The 21,893-nt window shown below is 61.5% G+C and carries 11 protein-coding genes; 4 read left to right on the top strand and 7 right to left on the bottom strand.

The annotated features are described in order from the left end of the window. Positions 1–3 precede the first annotated feature (3 nt). On the top strand, positions 4–2,661 hold the full coding sequence (pepN, locus tag J5M72_RS14455; protein WP_207866009.1) for an aminopeptidase N: 2,658 nt from the start codon (positions 4–6) through the stop codon (positions 2,659–2,661). Positions 2,662–2,730: 69 nt separating this feature from the next. Here pepN and katG read toward each other — a convergent pair whose 3' ends face one another. Further along, a complete protein-coding gene (gene katG / locus J5M72_RS14450) occupies positions 2,731–4,998 on the bottom strand; it encodes a catalase/peroxidase HPI (protein ID WP_207866007.1) in 2,268 nt (755 codons plus the stop codon). A gap of 360 nt (positions 4,999–5,358) precedes the next feature. On the opposite strand from katG, the gene J5M72_RS14445 reads away from it, so the two are divergent. Continuing rightward, a complete protein-coding gene (locus J5M72_RS14445) occupies positions 5,359–7,389 on the top strand; it encodes a TonB-dependent receptor (RefSeq protein WP_207866005.1) in 2,031 nt (676 codons plus the stop codon). Between the two features lie 57 nt (positions 7,390–7,446). Here J5M72_RS14445 and J5M72_RS14440 read toward each other — a convergent pair whose 3' ends face one another. After that, positions 7,447–9,657: an LTA synthase family protein gene (locus J5M72_RS14440; RefSeq protein WP_207866003.1), complete on the bottom strand. Its 2,211-nt coding sequence runs from the start codon at positions 9,655–9,657 to the stop codon at positions 7,447–7,449. A gap of 485 nt (positions 9,658–10,142) precedes the next feature. Between J5M72_RS14440 and J5M72_RS14435 the strand changes: the two genes are divergently transcribed. Continuing rightward, positions 10,143–10,694 carry a hypothetical protein gene (locus tag J5M72_RS14435; protein WP_169429916.1) on the top strand — a complete coding sequence of 184 codons (552 nt, stop codon included), beginning with the start codon at positions 10,143–10,145 and terminating at the stop codon, positions 10,692–10,694. Positions 10,695–10,809: 115 nt separating this feature from the next. Here J5M72_RS14435 and J5M72_RS14430 read toward each other — a convergent pair whose 3' ends face one another. The 5 genes from J5M72_RS14430 to J5M72_RS14410 all read right to left on the bottom strand — a co-directional run bounded on the left by J5M72_RS14430 (position 10,810) and on the right by J5M72_RS14410 (position 14,819). Continuing rightward, the gene (locus J5M72_RS14430) at positions 10,810–11,289 is read right to left on the bottom strand and encodes a copper chaperone PCu(A)C (RefSeq protein WP_169429917.1); all 480 of its coding nucleotides are present in this window, start codon (positions 11,287–11,289) and stop codon (positions 10,810–10,812) included. Then, a complete protein-coding gene (locus J5M72_RS14425) occupies positions 11,289–11,894 on the bottom strand; it encodes an SCO family protein (RefSeq protein ID WP_169429918.1) in 606 nt (201 codons plus the stop codon). The genes J5M72_RS14430 and J5M72_RS14425 overlap by 1 nt, the downstream gene beginning before the upstream one ends. 182 nt (positions 11,895–12,076) lie before the next feature. Then, the gene (locus tag J5M72_RS14420) at positions 12,077–12,397 is read right to left on the bottom strand and encodes a hypothetical protein (RefSeq protein ID WP_207866001.1); all 321 of its coding nucleotides are present in this window, start codon (positions 12,395–12,397) and stop codon (positions 12,077–12,079) included. Between the two features lie 150 nt (positions 12,398–12,547). Further along, entirely contained in the window at positions 12,548–13,963 is a 1,416-nt protein-coding gene (locus J5M72_RS14415) for an efflux transporter outer membrane subunit (RefSeq protein ID WP_207866000.1), read from the bottom strand. Between the two features lie 61 nt (positions 13,964–14,024). Further along, positions 14,025–14,819, bottom strand: a complete 795-nt coding sequence (locus J5M72_RS14410) for a helix-turn-helix transcriptional regulator (RefSeq protein WP_207865998.1) — start codon at positions 14,817–14,819, stop codon at positions 14,025–14,027. A 491-nt stretch (positions 14,820–15,310) separates the two neighbouring features. Here J5M72_RS14410 and J5M72_RS14405 point away from each other — a divergent pair, with 491 nt between their 5' ends. After that, positions 15,311–21,721, top strand: a complete 6,411-nt coding sequence (locus J5M72_RS14405) for a non-ribosomal peptide synthetase (RefSeq protein WP_207865996.1) — start codon at positions 15,311–15,313, stop codon at positions 21,719–21,721. Positions 21,722–21,893: the final 172 nt, after the last annotated feature.

Raw genomic sequence — 21,893 nt, 5'->3', positions numbered from 1 at the left:
AGCATGCGCACCGAACAACCGAAGATGATTTACCTGAAGGACTATCAGGCGCCCGAGTACCTGATCGACGAAACACACCTGACCTTCGAGTTGTTCGAGGACCACAGTCTGGTCCACGCGCAACTGGTGATGCGCCGCAACCCGGCCCGTGGCCCGGGCCTGCCGCCGCTGGTGCTCGATGGCCAGCAGTTGGAACTGCTCTCGGTGACCCTGGCCGACCAGGAGCTGAGCGCCGCTGACTACCAACTGACGGAGAATCACCTGACCCTGCAACCGGCCAGCGAAACCTTCACGGTCGACACCAGCGTCAGGATCCACCCGGAAACCAACACCGCACTGGAAGGCCTGTACAAGTCCGGCACGATGTTCTGCACCCAGTGCGAGGCCGAAGGTTTCCGCAAGATCACCTATTACCTCGACCGCCCGGACGTGATGAGCAAGTTCACCACCACTGTGGTGGCCGAGCAGCACAGCTATCCGGTGTTGCTGTCCAACGGCAACCCGATCGCCAGCGGTCCCGGCGAAGACGGTCGGCACTGGGCGACCTGGGAAGACCCGTTCATGAAACCGGCGTACCTGTTCGCACTGGTGGCCGGTGACTTGTGGTGCGTTGAAGACAGCTTCACCACCATGACCAACCGCAACGTGGCGCTGCGCATTTACGTCGAGCCGGAAAACATCGACAAGTGCCAGCACGCCATGAACAGCCTGAAGAAGTCGATGCGCTGGGACGAAGAGGTCTACGGTCGCGAGTACGATCTGGACATTTTCATGATCGTCGCCGTGAACGACTTCAACATGGGCGCGATGGAGAACAAGGGCCTCAACATCTTCAACTCCAGCGCCGTACTGGCCCGCGCCGAAACCGCCACCGACGCCGCGCACCAGCGGGTCGAGGCGATCGTCGCCCACGAATACTTCCACAACTGGTCGGGCAACCGCGTGACCTGCCGCGACTGGTTCCAGCTGTCGCTGAAAGAAGGCTTCACGGTGTTCCGCGACGCCGGTTTCTCCTCCGACATGAACTCGGCCACGGTCAAGCGCATTCAAGATGTGGCCTATCTGCGTACCCACCAGTTCGCCGAAGATGCAGGCCCGATGGCCCACGCCGTGCGCCCGGACAGCTTCATCGAGATTTCCAACTTCTACACCCTGACCGTGTACGAAAAGGGTTCGGAAGTGGTTGGCATGATCCACACCCTGCTGGGCGCCGAAGGCTTCCGCAAGGGCAGCGACCTGTACTTTGAACGTCATGACGGCCAGGCCGTGACCTGCGATGACTTCATCAAGGCCATGGAAGATGCCAACGGCGTCGACCTGACCCAGTTCAAGCGCTGGTACAGCCAGGCGGGCACACCGCGTCTGGCGGTGAGCGAGTCTTACGACGCCGCTGCGAAAACCTACAGCCTGACCTTCCGCCAGAGCTGCCCGGAAACCCCGGACAAGGTTGAAAAACTGCCGTTCGTGATCCCGGTGGAACTGGGCCTGCTCGACAGCCAGGGCAACGAGATTGCCCTGCGTCTGGCCGGCGAAGCCTCCGCCCAATGCACCACTCGAGTGATCTCGGTGACCGAAGCGGAACAGACCTTCACCTTCGTCGACATCGCCGAACAACCTTTGCCTTCGTTGCTGCGTGGTTTCTCGGCGCCGGTGAAACTGAGCTTCCCGTACAACCGCGATCAGTTGATGTTCCTGATGCAGCACGACACCGACGGTTTCAACCGCTGGGATGCCGGCCAGCAACTGTCGGTGCAGGTGCTGCAAGAACTGATCGGCCAGCAGCAGAAGGGCGAAAGCCTGGTGCTCGACCCACGTCTGATTTCGGCCCTGCGCACCGTGCTGTCGGACGAGTCGCTGGATCAGGCGATGGTCGCGGAAATGCTCTCGCTGCCAAGCGAAGCCTACCTGACCGAAATCAGCGAAATCGCCGACGTGGACGCGATCCACACCGCCCGCGAGTTCGCCCGTCAGCAACTGGCGGACAACCTGTTCGAAGCGCTGTGGCTGCGTTATCAGGCCAACCGCGAGCTGTCGAAGCAAACCCCGTACGTGGCCGAGGCCGAGCACTTCGCCCGTCGCGCGTTGCAGAACATCGCGCTGTCGTACCTGATGCTCAGCGGCAAGCCGCAAGTGCTGGCGGCAACCCTGGAACAGTTCGACAGCTGCGACAACATGACCGAGCGCCTGACCGCGCTGGCGGTGCTGGTCAACTCGCCGTTCGACGACGAGAAAGCCAAAGCCCTGGCCAGTTTCGCCGAGCACTTCAAGGACAATCCGCTGGTCATGGATCAGTGGTTCAGCGTGCAGGCCGGCAGCATCTTGCCGGGCGGTCTGGCGCGGGTCAAAGCGCTGATGCAGCACCCGGCGTTCAACATCAAGAATCCGAACAAGGTGCGTGCGCTGGTCGGAGCGTTCGCCGGGCAGAACCTGATCAACTTCCATGCGGCGGATGGTTCGGGCTATCGCTTCCTCGCGGATCTGGTGATCGAGCTGAACGGCTTCAACCCGCAGATCGCTTCGCGCCAACTGGCGCCGCTGACCCGCTGGCGCAAGTATGACAGCGCTCGTCAGGCGCTGATGAAGGCGGAGCTGGAGCGGATTCTCGCGTCCGGTCAGCTGTCCAGTGATGTGTATGAAGTGGTCAGCAAAAGCCTGGCCTGACGCTGTTTCAGGGCAATAAAAAAACGCCGCTCAATGAGCGGCGTTTTTTGTGGCTGGATGAAAAAACCCTTATTGGCGCAAATCAAACCGATCCAGATCCATCACCTTCGCCCAGGCCGCAACGAAGTCTGCGACGAACTTTTCTTTCGCATCGGAACTGGCATACACCTCGGCCAGCGCCCGCAGCACCGAGTTGGAACCGAACACCAGATCGACCCGGGTCGCCGTCCATTTCACGCTGCCGGTTTTACGATCCCGGCCTTCGAACTCGGTTTTCGATGTCGGTTTCCATTCCACGCCCATGTCCAGCAGATTGCGGAAGAAGTCGTTGGTCAGGGTGCCGGGCTTGTCGGTGAATACCCCGTGTCTGGTTTTGCCGACGTTGGTGTCCAGCACGCGCAGGCCGCCGATCAGTACGGTCATTTCCGGGGCGGAAAGGGTCAGCAGTTGCGCCTTGTCGATCAGCAACGCCTCGGCCGGCACGCGGTAGGTGTTGGCGGCGTAATTGCGGAAGCCGTCGGTGTGCGGTTCGAGGAAGCCAAACGACTCGACGTCGGTTTGCTCCTGAGTTGCATCCGTGCGCCCCGGATTGAACGGCACGGTCACCGTGTGCCCGGCGTTTTTCGCCGCTTGCTCGACCCCGGCGTTACCGGCCAGCACGATCAGGTCCGCCAGCGAGACTTGCTTGCCCGATGCCCCGGCATTGAACTCGTTCTGAATGCCTTCCAGAATCTTCAACACTTTGTCCAGTTGCTCCGGCTGGTTGGCCTGCCAGAACTTCTGCGGTGCCAGACGCAGACGCCCGCCATTGGCGCCGCCACGTTTGTCCGAACCCCGGAAGGTCGACGCGGCTGCCCACGCGGTAGAGACCAGTTCCGAAATGGACAGCCCGGACGCAAGCACTTTGCCTTTCAACGCCCTGATATCGCTGTCGTCCACCAGTGGATGCGTGGCCTTGGGAATCGGGTCTTGCCACAGCAGTTCTTCTTGTGGCATTTCCGGGCCGAGATAGCGTGACAGCGGGCCCATGTCGCGGTGGATCAGCTTGTACCAGGCGCGGGCGAAGGCGTCGGCCAGTTGATCGGGATTGGCCAGGAAGCGCCGCGAAATCTTCTCGTAGGCCGGGTCGAAACGCAGGGCCAGGTCGGAGGTGAGCATGGTCGGGTCGATGCGTTTGTTCGGGTCGTGGGCATGGGGAATGGTGCCGGCACCGGCGCCGTTTTTCGGTTTCCACTGATGGGCACCGGCCGGGCTCTTGGTCAGTTCCCACTCGAAGCCGAACAGGTTTTCCAGGTAGTTGTTGCTCCACTTCGTCGGGGTGGTGGTCCAGGTTACTTCCAGGCCGCTGGTGATGGTGTCGGCGCCCTTGCCGGTGCCGAAGCTGTTTTTCCAGCCCAGACCTTGCTCTTCGAGGCCGGCGGCTTCCGGTTCCGGGCCGACGTTATCGGCCGGGCCGGCACCGTGGGTTTTGCCGAAGGCGTGGCCGCCGGCGATCAGGGCGACGGTTTCTTCGTCGTTCATGGCCATGCGGCCGAAGGTTTCGCGGATGTCCTTGGCCGAGGCCACCGGGTCGGGATTGCCTTCCGGGCCTTCCGGGTTCACGTAGATCAGGCCCATCTGCACGGCGGCCAGCGGATTTTCCAGGTTGCGTTCGCCCTGATTGGTGCGGCTCTGTTCATGGCCGTGCTCGGCAGGTTCGGCCACCAGCGTGCCGTCGCCTGGTTCCTGCATGGCTTCGGGGTGTTTGCCGTAACGGGTGTCGCCGCCCAGCCAGGTGTTTTCCGAACCCCAGTAAACGTCTTCGTCCGGTTCCCACACATCAGGACGACCGCCGGAAAAACCAAAGGTCTTGAAGCCCATGGATTCCAGCGCGACGTTGCCGGTGAGGACGATCAGGTCGGCCCAGGAAATGTTGCGACCGTATTTCTGTTTGATCGGCCACAGCAGGCGGCGGGCCTTGTCGAGGCTGACGTTGTCCGGCCAGCTGTTGAGCGGGGCAAAGCGTTGCTGGCCGGAACCGGCGCCGCCACGGCCGTCAGCGGTGCGATAGGTGCCGGCGCTGTGCCAGGCCATGCGGATGAAGAGCGGGCCGTAGTGGCCGAAGTCCGCTGGCCACCACTCCTGAGAGTCGGTCATCAGCGCCGTCAGATCGCGTTTGAGGGCCTGGAAATCCAGGCTTTTGAAAGCCTTGGCGTAGTCGAAGTCCGGGCCCATCGGATCGGAGGCGGGCGAGTGCTGACTCAGGATTTTCAGGTTCAGTTGATTCGGCCACCAATCGCGGTTTGTCGTGCCACCGCCGGCGGCGTGATTGAACGGGCATTTCGATTCATTTGCCATGTTCGGGTCCTTATCAGGTCTTCTGCGGCCGGCTCGTGCCGACTTCGGAGTAGTAAGGCTAGACCCGACTCGGGATGTCGGCTAATAGGCCGACTATTGGTGGCCGATAGGCAAAGTCTTTTACCGCCCTCTGCGGTGGATTTTTCTGGAAATGCACAGACCGTTCGTTCGCGAGTGGCAGGGTTGAGCGCTGAAAGTCCCGCGCTTGAGCGGTTGTCGTAAACATCGTGGCAAGAATCGTGATGGCCATTGGAAATGTTATTGTATAACATAAAAATGATTTCATCTGATCGATGTCACTGACATGTCCGCGTGGCAGTGGCGTCGGTCCCGTCCTTTCTGCCTTACGGAATTCTAGAAATGTCTGCCCGTTTTCCCTCCTTCCAGCCCAGCCTGCTGGCCTCCGCGCTGCTGATCGCATCCCCCGCGTTCGCTGCCGACCCCCTCGAACTGCAACCCCAAGTCATCACTGCCAATCCACTGGGCAGCCAGACCCTCGCGTCGCCCTCGACCGTGCTGAGCGGTGACGACCTGACGCTGCAGCAGAAAGGCAGTCTGGGCGAAACCCTGAACAAGCAGCCGGGGGTGTCATCGTCTTATTTCGGCCCGGGCGCGAGTCGTCCGATCATTCGCGGGCAGGACGGCGATCGCATTCGCATCCTGCGCAACGGCGTCGGCGCGCTTGACGCCTCGTCGCTGTCCTACGATCACGCGGTGCCGCTGGATCCGGTCAACGTCGAACGCATCGAGATCGTCCGTGGCCCGGCTGCGTTGCTTTATGGCGGCAGCGCCATCGGCGGGGTGGTCAACACCTTCGACAACCGGATTCCGACCGAAGCCATCGACGGCATTCACGGCGCCGGCGAACTGCGCTATGGCGGCGCCGACACCACTCGCAGCAGCGCGGGCAAACTGGAGGCCGGTAACGGTCAGTTTGCCTTGCACCTGGACGCCAGCGCCCGCGAGTTCAATGACCTGAAGATTCCCGGCTACGCCAAAACCGGCCGCGAACGGGCGAACGACGATGGCGATTCGAAGAAACATCGGCTGGCCAACAGCGACGGTCGTCAGGACGGCGGCGCGGTCGGCGGGTCGTACACCTGGGATGACGGTTATGCGGGGCTGTCGTACAGCAACTATGACTCCAACTACGGCTCGCCGGCCGAAGACGACGTGCGGATTCGCATGCAGCAGGAGCACTACGCGTTCGCCTCGGAAATCCGCAACCTCGACGGCCCGTTCAGTTCGGTCAAGTTCGACGCCGGGTACACCGATTATCAGCACCGCGAGATCGAGGGTGGCGAGGTCGGTACCACGTTCAAGAACAAGGGCTACGAAGCCCGGGTCGAGGCCCGACACCAGCCGTTGGGACCGTTCAACGGTGTGGTTGGCGCACAGGTCAGCCGTAATGAATTCTCCGCACTGGGCGAAGAAGCCTTCGTGCCGCACACAGATACCAATGCCGGCGCACTGTTCGTTCTGGAAGAGCTGCAAGCCACGGATCGTTTGCTGTTCACCCTCGGCGGTCGCCTGGAGCACACCACGGTCGACCCGGATGCCAAAGGCAACGAGCGTTTCGCCAATGCTGACTGCTCCAGCAGTTTCACCGCCGGCAGCCTGTCGTCCGGCGCGGTGTACACGCTGACGCCGATCTGGTCGGTCGCCGCCACGCTGGGCTATACCGAACGGGCACCGACGTTCTACGAGCTGTATGCCAACGGCGCCCACGTCGCGACCGGCACTTATGAAGTCGGGGATGCGGGTCTTTCGAAGGAAAAAGCCGTCTCCAGCGATCTGGCATTGCGTTTCGACAATGGCACGCACAAGGGCAGCGTCGGCGTGTTCTACAGCCACTTCTCCAATTACATCGGTCTGCTCGGCACCGGACGCACCCTCAATGATGAAGGCGAAGAAGACGCCGCCGGCATTCCCGAATATGCCTACTCCGGTGTCCGTGCGCGCTTCAGCGGCATCGAAGCCCAGGACCGCTGGAAACTCGGCGAGAGCGCCTATGGCAAGTTCGCGCTGGAATTGTCGGGCGATTACACCCGGGCCAAGAACCTCGACAACGGTCAGGATCTGCCGCGCATCGCGCCGTTGCGCCTGAACACCGGGCTGCTGTGGGAGCTGGATCGCTGGCAGGCGCGGATCGATGTGGAGCACGCCAGTTCCCAGCATCGGGTGCCGGACAATGAAAGCAGCACCGATGGCTACACCACGCTGGGTGCCAATGTGGGGTATCACTTTGACGTCGGCCAGAGCAAATGGCTGGCCTTCGTCAATGCCGAGAACCTGACCAACCAGACCGTGCGCTATGCCAGCTCGATTCTGCGCGACATTGCGCCGGCAGAAGGGCGAAGCATTCAGGTCGGTTTGCGCACCACGTTCTGATCGTTCCCCGCGATCTTGCGCCAGCGTCCCGCGAATCGCGCGACGCTGGCGCCGACATCAGCTCGATTGAGCGGTGTCGTCCTCGGGGATTTCTTCCAGCAGATCCTGTTGCCCCGGCAATTCGGTGATCACGCTGAAATCCGTGACCTCCACCGCACCCAGTCCGTAGCCCAGCAAATGGAACGAGAAGGCTTTGCGCGGTTGCGGGTTGTCGAAGCTGAAATCCATCTCCAATGGCTGATCCGCCGTGGCGACCATTTCCGATGGCAGGCCCAGTTGCACGTCCTGTTCGAATTCCTTGGCCTTGAGCTGGATGTACGCCGTCTGTTGCGGATCCATCGAACGCACGGTCAGGCGCACGCGGGTGTGGGAGCCCTTGGGCATTTCCAGGTACTGCGCGCCGATCAGGTTGTCGGCCCAGTCATCCTTGATCTGCGCTTGCAGCGGGATGACGTTGTCGCTGCCGAACTGATAGCGCTGATTGAGCGGGGTGCGCAACAGCGACAGGTCCAGCGCATCGGCGCGGGCTGCAATCTGCCGCGCATTCTGGCCGCTGGCATTGCCCTTGAATGTGGCGCTTTCGGCGATGAAGCCTTCGCTGGCATAAGCGCGGCAACGTCGCGGCATGTCGCATTCGGTGAGGACGCCGTGGCCGTCGTGGTAGCGCAGTTTGCCGTTGGTGAACGACATGATTTCGCGACCGGTGTCGTAGTCGCGAAACAGCGAGCGGCCGCTGAGTGCAGCAGGTACCGGCAGGTCAAAGTAGTCGAGGATTGATGCACTCAAGTCGACATGCCCGTAGACCCCGGCGTTCAGGTGCGGCAACCGGGCCTGTTCCGGCGCAAGCGTCAGGTTGAAACCCCAGGACGACGCCAGTCGCACGCCATCGATGCCATGGGATTCGTCCGACGTGATCACCACCAGCGTGTCTTTCAGCACGCCCTGATGTTCGAGGCCGCTGAGGAACTGGTCCAGGGCATCGTCCAGATAACCGACGGCGGCCTGCTTGGGCGTGTCGTAACGTTGCAGGTATTCATCCGGCGCGGAGTAGGGCTGATGGGTGCCGACGGTCAGCAGGGTCAGCATCCACGGTTTTTTCTGTTTGTTCAGTTGGCCGACGTAACTCAGCGCGCCTTCGAAGAAGGCCTTGTCGTCCTTGCCCCAAGGGAATTCCAGGTAGTTGGCGTTGGTGAACCACTCAAGGCCATGCGTCACATCGAAGCCGATGTGCGGCATGATCTTGTCTTTGGCCATGAAGCGCAGGCCGGCGCCTTGCAGGTAGTGGGTGCTGAAGCCGTGCTGGCGCAACTGGGCCGGCAGGCAGGCCTGATTGCGTTCGTTCTGGGTCAGCATTTCCACGCCTTTGGGCGTGCCGTTGTTCAACTTGTCGTAATCGCCGCAGAGCATGGCGTACAGGCCGCGAATGGTCTGGTGCGTGTGCAGCACGTAGTCGGGCGTGTTCATGCCGCGCTCGGCCCAGCGGCTGAGCCTGGGCATCAGGTCTTCCTGATAATGGCTGCCGATGGCTTCGCGATTGGCGCGGATATAAGCACCGGGAATGCCTTCGACCGCAACGATCAGCACGTTGCGCGCCTGACCTTTTGCTGCCAGCAACGCGTGGCCATTCAAGTCGAGGTCGGTGAGCCCGGCCATCGATGGCGCCGGAGCTTCGCTGCCACCTTCCAGCCATTCCTCGGCCTGCATCTGCGCGTCGGCCACTTGCGTGGCGAGCAATTGGTGGGGCAGGTTGTACAGACGCCATGGGTCGGCATCGCTCGGCGAAAGGTTCTGTGCGCCCCAATGGGCGGCGAACAGCAACACCGGTGCCGCCCACACAGCGCGGGGAAGGGCCGGAGCCGGTGCTTGACGGTTCGCCCATTGTGCGCTCAGCCACAGTATCAAACCCAGCAACAGCGCGCCGGCCACCGCCGGATGGGCGAAACCGCCGCCGGTGGAGTTTTCCACGAATTGCGGGTCGATCAGGTAATGCAGATCCTGAGGGTTGGGCAAGCGTCCGACTGCGCTGACCAGTTCCGCCGTCGCCAGCGCCAGCAAGCCCCAGAACACCAGCACCGGCAGTCCCAGCCACCACGGCCGGCGATGCAACAGAACCACCAGCAGGCTGCCGATGGCCAGGTCCGACAGATAGCCGAACAGGCTCGACCAGCCGAGTGCCGCACGCAGGCACACCGGCACGATCAGTACCAGAAAAATCAAAGAGAGAAGACGGGCGTCGGGGTGCCGAAACCGTTGAAAAAGAGCGCTCACAAAAAAGACCTTCCAGCCATCAAACCGTCATAAAAGTGTGCGCGATGATACCAAGGGTGGGCTGTCTGATCGCCCTTTTAAACACATGGCTGATCTGCTCCGGTATGCACGAAATAGGGCTTGAAACCCTGACCGGCGTTCGTGTCAGCCCGATAGCGGCGAATGGACGGGGGTGATCGCGACGGCAAATTTATTGTTTCAGGCTGTTTAAGGTCTGCAACCCCAGGCCCACGCCGGCTGCGTTTCTGGACAGGGAAATAGCCACTCAGTAGCATTCGAAACCGACGGCTTTTCCCTTTGCACGTCGTCCAGCGTGGAACTCTCAAGGAGCAGGCATGCAAGCGTTCACATGGAGAAACCGAGCAGGCGTTATGTGCGTGAAGCGACCCGGGGCAAGGTCACACCGTTGCTGGCGAGATGCCTTTGAAAAACGGGCGCTTGCAGCGCCTGGATTATCCGGAATATCGATTCACCAAGGGACAGGCATGAAAGATTACATTTACGGCAGCGTCCAGATCGAATTCTGGAGTTGGGAAGGGGTGGTCGTACGCGCTGACCGGCTCAGTGAGCCCCGCGGACGGGTCGAAGGGATCATCTGGGTCCGCGCGGATAATGGTGATGAATATCCGGTCGACGTTTCATCGTTGACCTTTCAAGTGCATCCGGATGATGAGGTCTACATCCTCTGTGGCCAGAACAAAGTGACGGGCGCCTCAACCAATGTATTTCTGTACAACGCGCGCAACGACTTTGGTCACTTGCTCGGTGGACCAGAAGAACTCTACAAGGCTCTGGTCGAAACCAAGCGTTTCAATCTGGAACTCTGGAGTTCAGTGTTACTCGGTTTCGTGGCGGGCTGGTATATCGATGGCTGGGGGCTGTTGGCGGCGCCAGCACTTTATGTGTTCCTGCGTATAGGCAAAGTCGTACGAAAGAAACGCTGGAGTGCAGGGTTTGCAAGGCATGTCGAGAGGATGATCACTCAGCAATACCAGCGAGACGTCGTTCTTGATGCGCTGGCTCGAAATATCGAATAACCGCTGTTGAGCGGCAAGATCGGTTGGCGTTGAAGCTACGGGTGCGAGCACATGCTCAAAAAAAGGGGCGGCCTGATCATCGATAGGGCCGCCCCTTTTTTACCGCTCAGTCAGATCAATGCATCTTGCTGTGATCGTGGCCTTCCATGTTGGTCAGCGAGCGCACCGGCGCCTGGACTTCGATGGCTTGTTTCTCGCCCTTGGCGTTTTCCACGGTCAGAGTCAGCGGCACGTTGTCGCCTTCCTTCAATTGACCCTTCAGGCCCATCAGCATCACGTGGTAGCCATTCGGATCGAACTTCACAGCCTTGCCGGCCGGCAGGTCGACCGAGTTGACCGGGCCCATGCTCATCACGTCGTTCTTCATGGTCATTTCGTGAATCTGCACGTCTTTGGCCACCGGCGACGCAACGTTGAGCAGCTTGCTGTCGCTGTCGGCCGTAACGGTCATGAACGCTCCGCTGGCCGACTGGCTTGGAACGGTTGCACGGACCCAGGCATCATCGACCGTGGTCTGCGCCGAAACCTGGAAAGCCAGGCCCAGCAGGGACAGGCCCAGTGCGGCACGTTTGATGTTGTTCAGAAAAGGGTTCATCAGCAGACCTCCATGACGGTAAGCAAGTCTTCCGTACACTCTTGTGCAGAAAGCGATTGGGACAGACCCACGCGCAGGTTGCCGCGGGTGTCGTAGACATAACTGGTGGCCGTGTGCGACAGGGTGTAGGTGTCGCCGGCAGGGACTTTTTCGTAGAAGACGTCGAATTCCTTGGCGGTTGCCTTGGTTTCCTCAAGGGTCCCGTACAGGGCGACGAAGCTTGGGTCGAAGGTCTTGACGTAGGTGTCGAGGATTTGCGGCGTGTCGCGTTCCGGGTCGAGGGTGATGAACACCACTTGCAAGATGTCGCCGTCCTTGCCCATCAGCTTCTTGATTTTTGCCGCGCGGGCCAGCGTCGTCGGGCAGACGGCCGGGCACTGGGTGAAACCGAAGAAGATCATCGGCATCAGGCCGCGAAAGCTCGACAGCGTCACGGTGTTGCCTTCGGTGTCCTTGAGCTTGAAGGTGCGTCCCAGGATCTTGTCACTCAGATCCTTGCCGTACTTGTACGACAGTTGGCCGCGGGTGTCGCAGCCGGCGAGCAGGCCCAGACCGAGCACGCCCATTCCCGCAAGCACCTTGCGGCGAGTCAACAAAGCCGTCATCTAATACCGCCCTTTGCAGCCCGCCGGTCGACAAGACAGGCGGGGGGTTAACCGTAAAAGCGGCGCATGATACCAAAATGAACCGGTAGGTCGGTTTTTGATCACCGATGGATGTCAGATCTGCCGACAAAAGGTGTAAGAAAACATGACGCAGGGTGAGGGGTGCCATCTCTCTAGTTGTATCAAGGGACGATTTTCATATCGTCAGCGATAACAACCCCACTGGGCGATGACCGGAACAGGCAATTGACGACAGCGCCCAGGTTGTTCATCAGAAACCACAGGGGAAGTGTGCATTCCATCGTCGGAGTACCCAGGAAATTCGTCATGTGCAGATCTACTGAGGTGTTGGTTCCGGTAAAGATAAGCTGTTCTATGTTTGCGCCAGCCAGGGTTTGAATCCTCGCGCCGGGGGGGCTGACCTTTGCCAGGGAAAGGGTCTTGGTCGCGGGGTCGAAACCCTCGATGTCATAGGGCAAGAACTGAGTGAATTTATCCGCCATGGAATGTGCTCCCTTCGTTGATCTCGGCAACTTCCGAGTAAAGGGAGCATATGAGTCCACCCTGTTTATCTTCTACTGTCACTTCTGACAGTTATTCAGACCGATATGGAATAGTGGGCAACGCTATTTATTGACATCGTATATATAAAGTTACTGAAGATTTGATGCCTCATCAGCACTCCAGCCTCCGCCCAGCGCGGTGTAAAGGTTCACCTGTGCGACCAGTTGCGCCAACCGGTCAGTGATCAGGCCCTGCCGGGAGCTGAACAGCGATCGTTGGGCATCGAGGAAGGTCAGGTTGCTGTCGACCCCGGTCTGATAGCGGTGCTGCGCCAGGTTGTAGTAGTCCTGGGTGGCCTGTACCAGATCGCGCTGGGCCTGAAGCTGTTGCTGATAGGTCTCCCGAGCGGCGAGGCCGTCGGAGACTTCCTGGAATGCTGTCTGAATGGTCTTTTCGTATTCGGCGACGGTGATCTCCTTCTGCAACTTCGCATAATCGAGGCTGGCGCGCAGGCTGCCGGCGTTGAAGATCGGCAGGTTGATCTGCGGCTGGAATGTCCAGGCACCGGAGCCGCCCTTGAACAGTCCCGACAGGTCCCGACTCGATGTGCCGGCATTGGCAGTCAGGCTGACACTGGGGAAAAACGCCGCCCGGGCTGCGCCGATATTGGCGTTGGCAGCTTTCAGCTTGTATTCGGCCTGGAGAATGTCCGGCCGGCGCTGCAGTAGATCCGACGGCAACCCGGCCGGTACTTGCGCCACCAGATCACTGTCCAGCGCAAGCGCCGGGAGCGTTTCGGGAACCGGCGCACCTACCAGCAGTGTCAGGCTGTTCAAGTCTTGGGCGACCTGGCGTTGATAGCGGGCGAGGCTGGCACGGGTGCTGTCGACGCTGGTCTGCGCCTGGATCTGATCCAGCGCCGATGATTTGCCGGCCTCCCGGTTGCGGGTGGTCAGGTGCAGGCTTTTCTCGTCGGCGGCCAGGGTTTCCTGGGCCAGGGCCAGCAACTCCTGGTCAGCGCGCCAGGTCAGGTAGGCGTTGGCGACGTTGGTCACCAGGCTCAGTTGCGCACTGCGCCGAGCCTCTTCGGTGGACAGCCAGGTCAACAGCGCCTGTTCGCCGAGACTGCGAACCCGGCCGAAGAAGTCCAGCTCGTAGGCACTGATGCCGAGGTTTACGGAGTAGGTCGAGGTGATCGCCCCTTTGGTCCTGGTCACGCTGGCCGGCACCCGTTGGCGCAGCTCATTGGCATTGGCTGAAACCGCCGGCAGCAGATCGGCACGTTGGATGCGGTATTGCGCCTGGAATGCTTCGACGTTCAGTGCCGCAACGCGCAGGTCACGGTTGTTGACCAGTGCGCTTTCAATCAATTGCTGCAACGCAGGGTCATTGAACAGCCCACGCCAGTCCTCGACAGCGGTCGCGGTCTCGGTTGACGCAGGGTAAGCGGGGCCTTTTGGGTACTGCGCCGCGCTGGGTGACGCCGGACGCTGGTCATCGGGAATCAGCGAGCAGCCGCCCATCAGCAACGCCATGGACAGCATGGAGATCGGCAACCTGGACATCAAACAGCCTCGTTCACAAACAGGAGTGGGCGCGAACGCCGGTAATTGAGAAAACGCCGGATCAGGCCCCGGCCATCCATTTCGCCAGACCGTGACGCCCACTGACCCCGAGTTTGGCCGCGGCGCGTTTGAGGTAAGTCTCGATCGAGCTGTTCTTGACGCTCAAACGTTCGGCCATCTGCGGCACGGTGCCGCCGGTCAGCAGGCCCAGGCAGACTTCCTTCTCACGCACTGACAAGGTGATGTCGCCCAACGCCAGGCGCTCGTCGAACACCTGTTGCAACGGTGTCTGCTCCTGATCGGCCTGGAGTGGGCGCGGTTGTCGGGCGAGGATTTGCCGACGGATCTGCGCGTGACGCTCGATCAACGGCAGCAGGGTGTCGGACAGGCTTTTGAGAAACGACAGCTCCGGCAGGGAAAACACCCGGTGCGTGTGAGGGCGACAGAACGAGATGACACAGCGACGGTTAGAGGTGCGTGACACCAGGTTGCACTGGTGGACGCTGTGGTGCGGGTGTCGTTGCTGCAGCGAGGCTTTGAGTTGAATCAGCAGCGAGTCATTCATCTCGATCATCTTCTCTAACAGCGGATGATCGTCCTGACATTGCAGCGGGTCCGGGGGAGGGAAGGTATCCGGCAAACCGGCGCTGCCCAGGGCCTTGATCTCGACAACGCTGGCCTGGCGCTCGTCGAGTGTCCATTCGCTGAGATCCACCCGGTTGACCGGCACCAGGGTGTCGACCAACTGAAACATGTTGGAGGCGAATCGTTCATTCCCCGTACTGGCGATCAACTCGCCCAGTTGCCAGTAGAAATGCGGGTTTTCCTTGTTGCGAAGACTGCCGGTCAGATTCATATCCTTGTCATCCCTGATTTAAAGCCATTGCCCAATCATCTGCCGTGCATACACCTGTGAAGCCGCCAATCCATTATTTCTCCTTGAAATCGATCTGCAGCCGGATTTAAGCCTATACATTTGTCCTACGTCTGTAGGGGAAAACGGGGACACAAAGTGCCACTAACTCCGGATTAATGGCGCCACGTTTCTGTCAGTCGGAAGGTTACAGGCATGTAGGACGTATCTGTACGGTCCAGTGAGAACCCCGAAAAACGGGTTCAGAGCGTCAAGTCCCACGATTGCGAAGTCGTAGTCAGCGCAAGTTGATGGCGATTGTCCTACAGGATTTTCAGCCATTTCGTTCCGATTTTTTGGAGGGATGGCCGGCGGGTCGGGCCCAGTCAGCCCGCAGGGCAGCATCAGGAGGGGGGAGTTGTCCGGGTTTCACGTGTCATGCGGGTTTCGGGGCCGATGCTTGAATACGCGCCAAATCACATGAGACGGATCTTATGAACCAATTTGCTGCCGATGCGGCGGACGGTCTGTCCGCGATTTCCGAAACCTTCCCGCTGACGGCTGCCCAGCGTGATATCTGGCTCGATCAAGTGCGTCAGGGGAATTCGCCGGTGTACAACATCGGTGGTTACGTCGAACTGACCGGTGCCCTTGATCCTGCGTTGATGCAAGCGTCCCTTGAAGGCCTCGTGGCCCGGCATGACGCCCTGCGCACCAGTCTGCTGTTGGGGGCCGGTGAGCACGGTCTGCCGTTGCAGCGTTTTGCGCCATCGATGCCGGTGCCGATGCCGTTCCATGACTTCAGTGCTCATCCCGAGCCCGAGGTTGCGGCGCGCCAGTTGACTCAGGCGCGCATCGAACAGCCGTTCACGCTGGACGGCGGGCCGTTGTTCCGTTTCTGCCTCATCCGTCTCGAAGATCGCTGCCATTGGTTTTCGCTCCAGGCCCACCACCTGATTGTCGATGGCTGGGGCTTTGGCGAAATGCTCAAGTCCCTCGGCGAGATCTACAACGCCTTGGCGCTCGGGCAACTGCCGCCGGATTCGGCGCCGTCCTATGTCGACTTCATTCATGACGACGCACGGTATTACGAGTCCGCCCGCTATGCGCGTGACCGTGCGTACTGGCTGGACAAATACCGGCATCTTCCCGAACCGCTGTTGTTGCCGCGCTATCAGGAACGCTTTGCCGGCGCGACGGCACCGACACGGATTTTCTCGCAGGTCTTTCCGGCACGCCTTCACGAACGCATGAAACAGGTGGCCCTCGAGTACGGGGCTTCGGCGTTGCACTTCCTGCTGGCGGCGATGCATGTGTATTTCAGCCGCATTGGCCAGCGTGATGAATGGGTGGTGGGCTTGCCGTTGCTCAATCGTTCCGGGGCCCGTTTCAAGTCGACTCTGGGGCTGTTCACTCAGGTCAGCGCCGTGCGCATGGGGTTCGGGCGCGAGCTGGCGTTCAGTGCACTGGTCAAGGCCGTTCGTGATGAGCTGAAACAGGATTTCCGCCATCAGCGTTTTCCCCTGAGTGAGATGAACCGCGCGCTGGGTCTGCTGCGCGAGGATCGTTCACAGCTGTTCGAAGTGACCGTCTCCTACGAGCGGGACGCCCATGAATACCGGTACGCAGAGGCCCGGGGACGGGTGGTCAAAGTGTCAAACCACGAAGAAGGCACGCCGCTGTCCGTGCACCTGTTGAGCAGCCGTGGCGATGACGAGGACAGTTTGTACATGGTGTACAACGAGGCCTACTTTGACGCGGATGAAATCGCGGCGCTGTGCGAGCGATTGCTGTGGGTGCTGGAGCAGGGGCTTGAAGACACCTCGCTGGCGGTGGGCGATTTCAGTCTGAACCTGCCGGCCGAGTCGACGTTGCTGCAAGAGTGGAATGACACGCGCGCGGATTACCCCAACGAGCTGACTATCCATCAGCGCATCGAAGCGCAAGCGGCGGCGCGCCCAGATGCGGTGGCAGCAGAATTCCAGGGACAACGGCTGACCTATGCCGAGCTGAACCGACAGGCCAACGCCCTGGCCCATCACTTGACCGGCCTCGGTGTGCAGCCCGATGACCGCGTGGCGCTGGTCGCCCGCCGAGGGCTGGACACGTTGGTCGCGTTGCTGGCGATCCTCAAGTCCGGCGCCGGTTACGTGCCGGTCGATCCGGCGCATCCTGCGCAACGGCTGAGCTATTTGTTGAGCGACAGCGCGCCGGTCGTGGTCCTGACCCAGAGCCATCTGCGTGAACGTCTGCCGGTGCTGAATGTGCCGGTGATCGACATCGACTCGCGCACTTGGCCGGTCAACGATCTCAACCCCGACGTCTCATGCCTGACCACCGCGGATCTGGCCTACGTGATCTACACCTCCGGTTCCACCGGCCAGCCCAAAGGCGTGATGGTCGAACATCGGACCCTGTCGAATCTGGTGGACTGGCATTGCACGGCTTTCGACCTGGGCGCGGGTCGCCACACCTCGAGCCTGGCCGGCTTCGGCTTCGACGCCATGGCCTGGGAGGTCTGGCCCGCGCTGTGTGTCGGCGCGACCCTGCACCTGGCGCCGTCCCGCGACGGCAGCGAAGACATTGACGCGCTGCTCGACTGGTGGCGTGCGCAACCGCTGGACGTGAGTTTCCTGCCGACCCCGATTGCCGAGTACGCCTTCAGTCGCCACCTCGAACACCCGACCCTGCGCACACTGTTGATCGGCGGCGATCGTCTGCGTCAGTTCAACCGCGAGCAGACGTTCGCGGTGATCAACAACTATGGCCCGACCGAAGCCACAGTGGTCGCCACCTCGGGCCGAGTCGAACCGGGGAAGACGCTGCATATCGGCAAACCGGTGAGCAATGCCACGGCCTATCTGCTGGATGATCGACAGCGTCCGGTGCCGATTGGCGTTCCCGGTGAGTTGTACGTCGGTGGTGCCGGCGTAGCGCGGGGTTATTTCAACCGGCCGGAGCTGACCGCCGAACGCTTTCTCGACGATCCATTCAGCAATCAGCCCAACGCGCGGATGTACCGCACCGGCGACCTCGCACGCTGGCGCCCGGACGGCAACATCGAGTATCTGGGCCGCAACGACGATCAGGTGAAAATCCGTGGCGTGCGCATCGAACCCGGCGAGATCGAAGCGGCGTTGAACAGCCATGAATCGGTGCGCGATGCCGTGGTGCAGGTGCGCGACGGGCAGTTGCTGGCCTGGTTCACCGAACATCAAACGCTGGACATAATGCAGCTGCATGCCCATCTACAAACCCGTCTGCCGAGCGCAATGCTGCCTTCGGCCTACGTGCGCCTGGAGGTGTTGCCGCTGACGGCCAACGGCAAACTGGATCGCCAGGCGCTGCCGGCGCCGGGGCCGGAGGCGTTGATCCGCCGCGAGTACGAGGCCCCGCAAGGTGACGTCGAAATCCTCCTGGCGCAGATCTGGGCCGAGGTGCTGCAAGTCGAGCGAGTAGGGCGTCACGATCACTTCTTCGAACTGGGTGGGCATTCGTTGCTGGCGGTCAACCTGATCGAGCGCATGCGTCAGCTCGGCATGAGCAGCGATGTGCGCGTGCTGTTCGGCCAGCCGACCCTGGCGGCGCTGGCCGCGTCGGTGGGCAGTGGTCGCGAAGTCGAAGTGCCGGCCAATCGTATTCCGCCGGGTTGCACGCAGATCACCCCGGATCTGTTGCCGTTGGTGCAACTGGATCAGGCAACCCTCGACCGGATCATCGCCACGGTGCCGGGCGGGGCGGCCAACGTGCAGGACATTTATCCGCTGGCGCCGTTGCAGGAAGGCATCCTTTATCACCACATCACCGCCGCGCAGGGCGATCCGTACCTGCTGCAATCGCAACTGGCGTTCGACAGCGTCGAGCGGGTCGAGGCTTATGCGGCCGCGCTGCGTCAGGTCATGGCGCGACACGACATCCTGCGCACTGCGGTGGTCTGGGAGGGCTTGACCACCCCGGTGCAGGTGGTCTGGCGCGAAGCCGAACTGCCGGTGCAGGAAATCACCCTCGATCCGGCCGGGGGCGATGTCCTCGCGCAACTGCATGCGCGTTTCGATGCTCGTCGCTATCGCATCGACGTCAGTCAGGCGCCGCTGATCCGGCTGATGTATGCCCGCGACCCAGCCCTCGGGCGGATCGTGGCGATTCTGTTGTTCCATCATCTGGCGCTGGATCACATCGCCCTGGAAGTCTTGCGCCATGAAATGCGCGCCAACCTGCTGGGGCTCGATGAACCGCTGCCGCCAGCGGTGCCGTATCGCAATTACGTGGCCCAGACCCGACTCGGTGTCAGCGAGCAGGAGCATGAAGCGTTCTTCCGCGAAATGCTCGCCGACATCGACGAGCCGACCCTGCCGTTCGGTTTGCAGGATGTGCAGGGTGACGGGCGCGGGATCGACGAAGCCGTGCGCACGCTTGCACCTGAATTGGACCGGCGCGTGCGCCTTCAGGCGCGACAGGCTGGCGTCAGCGTGGCCAGCCTGATTCACCTGACCTGGGCGCAGGTGCTGGCGGCGACTTCCGGGCAGGAACATGTGGTGTTCGGCAGCGTTTTTATGGGCCGGATGCAAGGCGGCGAGGGTGCGGATCGGGCGCTCGGGGTGTTCATCAACACCTTGCCACTGCGGGTGGACATGGACCGGGGTGTGCGCGATGCCGTGCTGCTGACCCACGCCCGACTGACCGACCTGCTCGGGCACGAACATGCGTCACTGGCGCTGGCCCAGCGTTGCAGCGGCGTTGCGTCGCCGGCACCGCTGTTCAGTGCGTTGCTCAACTATCGACATACCGACCTTGAGGCCCAGGAATCGGCGTCGGACCCAGCCTGGCAAGGGATCCAGACCCTGGAGAACGAAGAGCGCACCAACTACCCGATGACCCTGAGCGTCGATGATCTGGGCAGCGCCTTGCAGATCACCACGCGAACCCTGACCAGCATCGGCGCCCAGCGCATCGGCGACTACGTACAAACCGCGTTGCAGGCGCTGGTCGATGCCCTTGAGCAAACCCCGCAACAGCTGCTGAATCGCTTGCCGATCCTGCCGGCGGCGGAGCTTGAACAACTGCTGGTCGAGTTCAATGCCAGTGAAGTCGATTGCCCGATCGATCAGCCGCTTCAGACCTTGTTCGAGCAGCAGGTGCAACGTCGACCTGACGCCATCGCCTTGCAGGCCGGTGAACAACAGCTGACGTATTGCCAGTTGAACGAACGGGCCAATCGTCTAGCCCATCATTTGCGTGAACAAGGTGTGCGACCGGATTCCCGGGTGGCGATCTGTGTTGAGCGCAGCCTGGATCTGATAATCGGTCTGCTCGGCATTCTCAAGGCGGGCGGCGCGTATGTGCCGCTGGATCCCGACTATCCGCTGGAGCGCCTGCATTACATGCTGCAGGACAGCGCCCCGGTGGCGGTGCTGGTCCATGACGCCACCTGCAATCTGTTGGGCGATCCGGGTGTGCCGGTCATTGATTTCGACCATTGCACCTGGCAGCACGCGTCTGCCGACAATCTGCAAGTACCGGGTTTGGGCGCTGCGAATCTGGCCTACATGATCTACACCTCGGGCTCCACCGGCACGCCGAAGGGCGTGATGATCGAGCATCGAAGCGCCTGCAACATGGTGCACTGGGGCTCGCAGATCAGCCCGCCGACCGAGCACGGCGCGCTGTTGCAGAAGGCGCCGTTCAGCTTCGACAGTTCGGTGTGGGAGATTTTCTGGCCGCTGTGTTCCGGCCTGCGGCTGGTGCTGGCGCGTCCCGACGGCAACCGCGATTCGGCCTATGTGACCCAAGTGATTCGCGAACGGCAGATCACCGTGGTCAAGTTCGTGCCGGCGCTGCTGCAACAGTTTATCGAGCAGGACGATGTCAGTCAGTGCACCAGCCTGACCGACGTGCTCAACGGTGGCGGTGAGCTGAGTGCCGCACTGGCCCGGCGCGTCCGCGAGCGCCTGCCATGGGTGCGTCTGCATAACGTCTACGGCCCGACCGAAACTACGGTCGACAGCACCGGCTGGTCGCTGGAACCGGATCAACCGGTGCCGGAAGCCGTGGTGCCGATCGGCAAGGCGCTGAGCAACACTCGGCTCTATGTGCTGGATGTCCACGATCAACCGGTGCCCTTCGGTGTCAGCGGTCACTTGCACATCGGCGGGGTCGGGGTCGCGCGGGGGTATCTGGGCTTGCCGGACATGCAGGCCGAGCGCTTCATCGACAGCCCGTTCGTGGCCGGTGATCGCCTGTACCGCACCGGCGATCTGGTGCGCTACCGGGCGGACGGCAACCTCGAATTCCTCGGCCGCAACGACTTCCAGATCAAGCTGCGCGGCTTGCGTCTGGAGCCGGGGGAAATCGAGGCGCGACTGATCGAGCATCCGGCGGTGCGTGAAGCGGTGGTGCTGGTGCGCGACGAACGACTGGTGGCGTATTTCACCGTACGCGAAGGCTTCGACGCGCCCCCCATCGAAACCTTGCGCGCCCACGTGCTGGAGCGTTTGCCGGAGTACATGGCGCCAGGCGCTTACGTGAAGCTCGAAGCATTGCCCCTGACCCCGAACGACAAGGTCGACCGCAAGGCCTTGCCGGCACCGGGGGCGGAGGCGGTGCTCAGTCGTCGCTACGAGGCGCCCGAGGGCGAAGTCGAAATCCGGCTGGCGCGGATCTGGGCCGAGGTGCTGCAACTGGAGCAGGTCGGGCGCAACGACCACTTCTTTGAACTCGGCGGGCATTCGTTGCTGGCGGTCAGTCTGGTGGCGCGCATGCGTCAGGCCGGGCTGCACGTTGATGCCCGCACGTTGTTCAGTCAGCCGACCTTGGCCGCGCTGGCGGCCCAGACTTCGGCGCAGGCCAAACAGGTTGAAATTCCGCAAACCACCATACCGACGCTCAACCGCAAACGCCGGCTCTGAGCCGACATCGGCGTCGATTCGCGGTTCCCGCGGATCGACGCTATGACTGGTCGGTCACGGGTCTTGTCCCCGCTTCCCATGTCAGCCACCCAGGCCCCGATGTTTTAGCTTTTCCAGGCTGCGCGCAGCCGTACGGACTCGCCGCTGCACGCTCCTTTTTTCTGAATTTACA

The organism is Pseudomonas sp. 58(2021), from assembly GCF_017491585.1.
Classification (GTDB): Bacteria; Pseudomonadota; Gammaproteobacteria; order Pseudomonadales; family Pseudomonadaceae; genus Aquipseudomonas; species Aquipseudomonas fluorescens_BT.
Note: the sequence above shows the minus strand (reverse complement) of the source record. Positions and strands in the feature narration are given on the sequence as shown.

What these genes read in the sequence shown, in the direction of transcription:
- J5M72_RS14425 (WP_169429918.1), bottom strand. Translation starts at nt 11,894, where the DNA reads ATGACGGCTTTGTTGACTCGCCGCAAGGTGCTTGCGGGAATGGGCGTG.
- J5M72_RS14415 (WP_207866000.1), bottom strand. Translation starts at nt 13,963, where the DNA reads ATGTCCAGGTTGCCGATCTCCATGCTGTCCATGGCGTTGCTGATGGGC.
- pepN (WP_207866009.1), top strand. Translation starts at nt 4, where the DNA reads ATGCGCACCGAACAACCGAAGATGATTTACCTGAAGGACTATCAGGCG.
- J5M72_RS14405 (WP_207865996.1), top strand. Translation starts at nt 15,311, where the DNA reads ATGAACCAATTTGCTGCCGATGCGGCGGACGGTCTGTCCGCGATTTCC.
- J5M72_RS14420 (WP_207866001.1), bottom strand. Translation starts at nt 12,397, where the DNA reads ATGGCGGATAAATTCACTCAGTTCTTGCCCTATGACATCGAGGGTTTC.
- J5M72_RS14430 (WP_169429917.1), bottom strand. Translation starts at nt 11,289, where the DNA reads ATGAACCCTTTTCTGAACAACATCAAACGTGCCGCACTGGGCCTGTCC.
- katG (WP_207866007.1), bottom strand. Translation starts at nt 4,998, where the DNA reads ATGGCAAATGAATCGAAATGCCCGTTCAATCACGCCGCCGGCGGTGGC.
- J5M72_RS14435 (WP_169429916.1), top strand. Translation starts at nt 10,143, where the DNA reads ATGAAAGATTACATTTACGGCAGCGTCCAGATCGAATTCTGGAGTTGG.
- J5M72_RS14410 (WP_207865998.1), bottom strand. Translation starts at nt 14,819, where the DNA reads ATGAATCTGACCGGCAGTCTTCGCAACAAGGAAAACCCGCATTTCTAC.
- J5M72_RS14445 (WP_207866005.1), top strand. Translation starts at nt 5,359, where the DNA reads ATGTCTGCCCGTTTTCCCTCCTTCCAGCCCAGCCTGCTGGCCTCCGCG.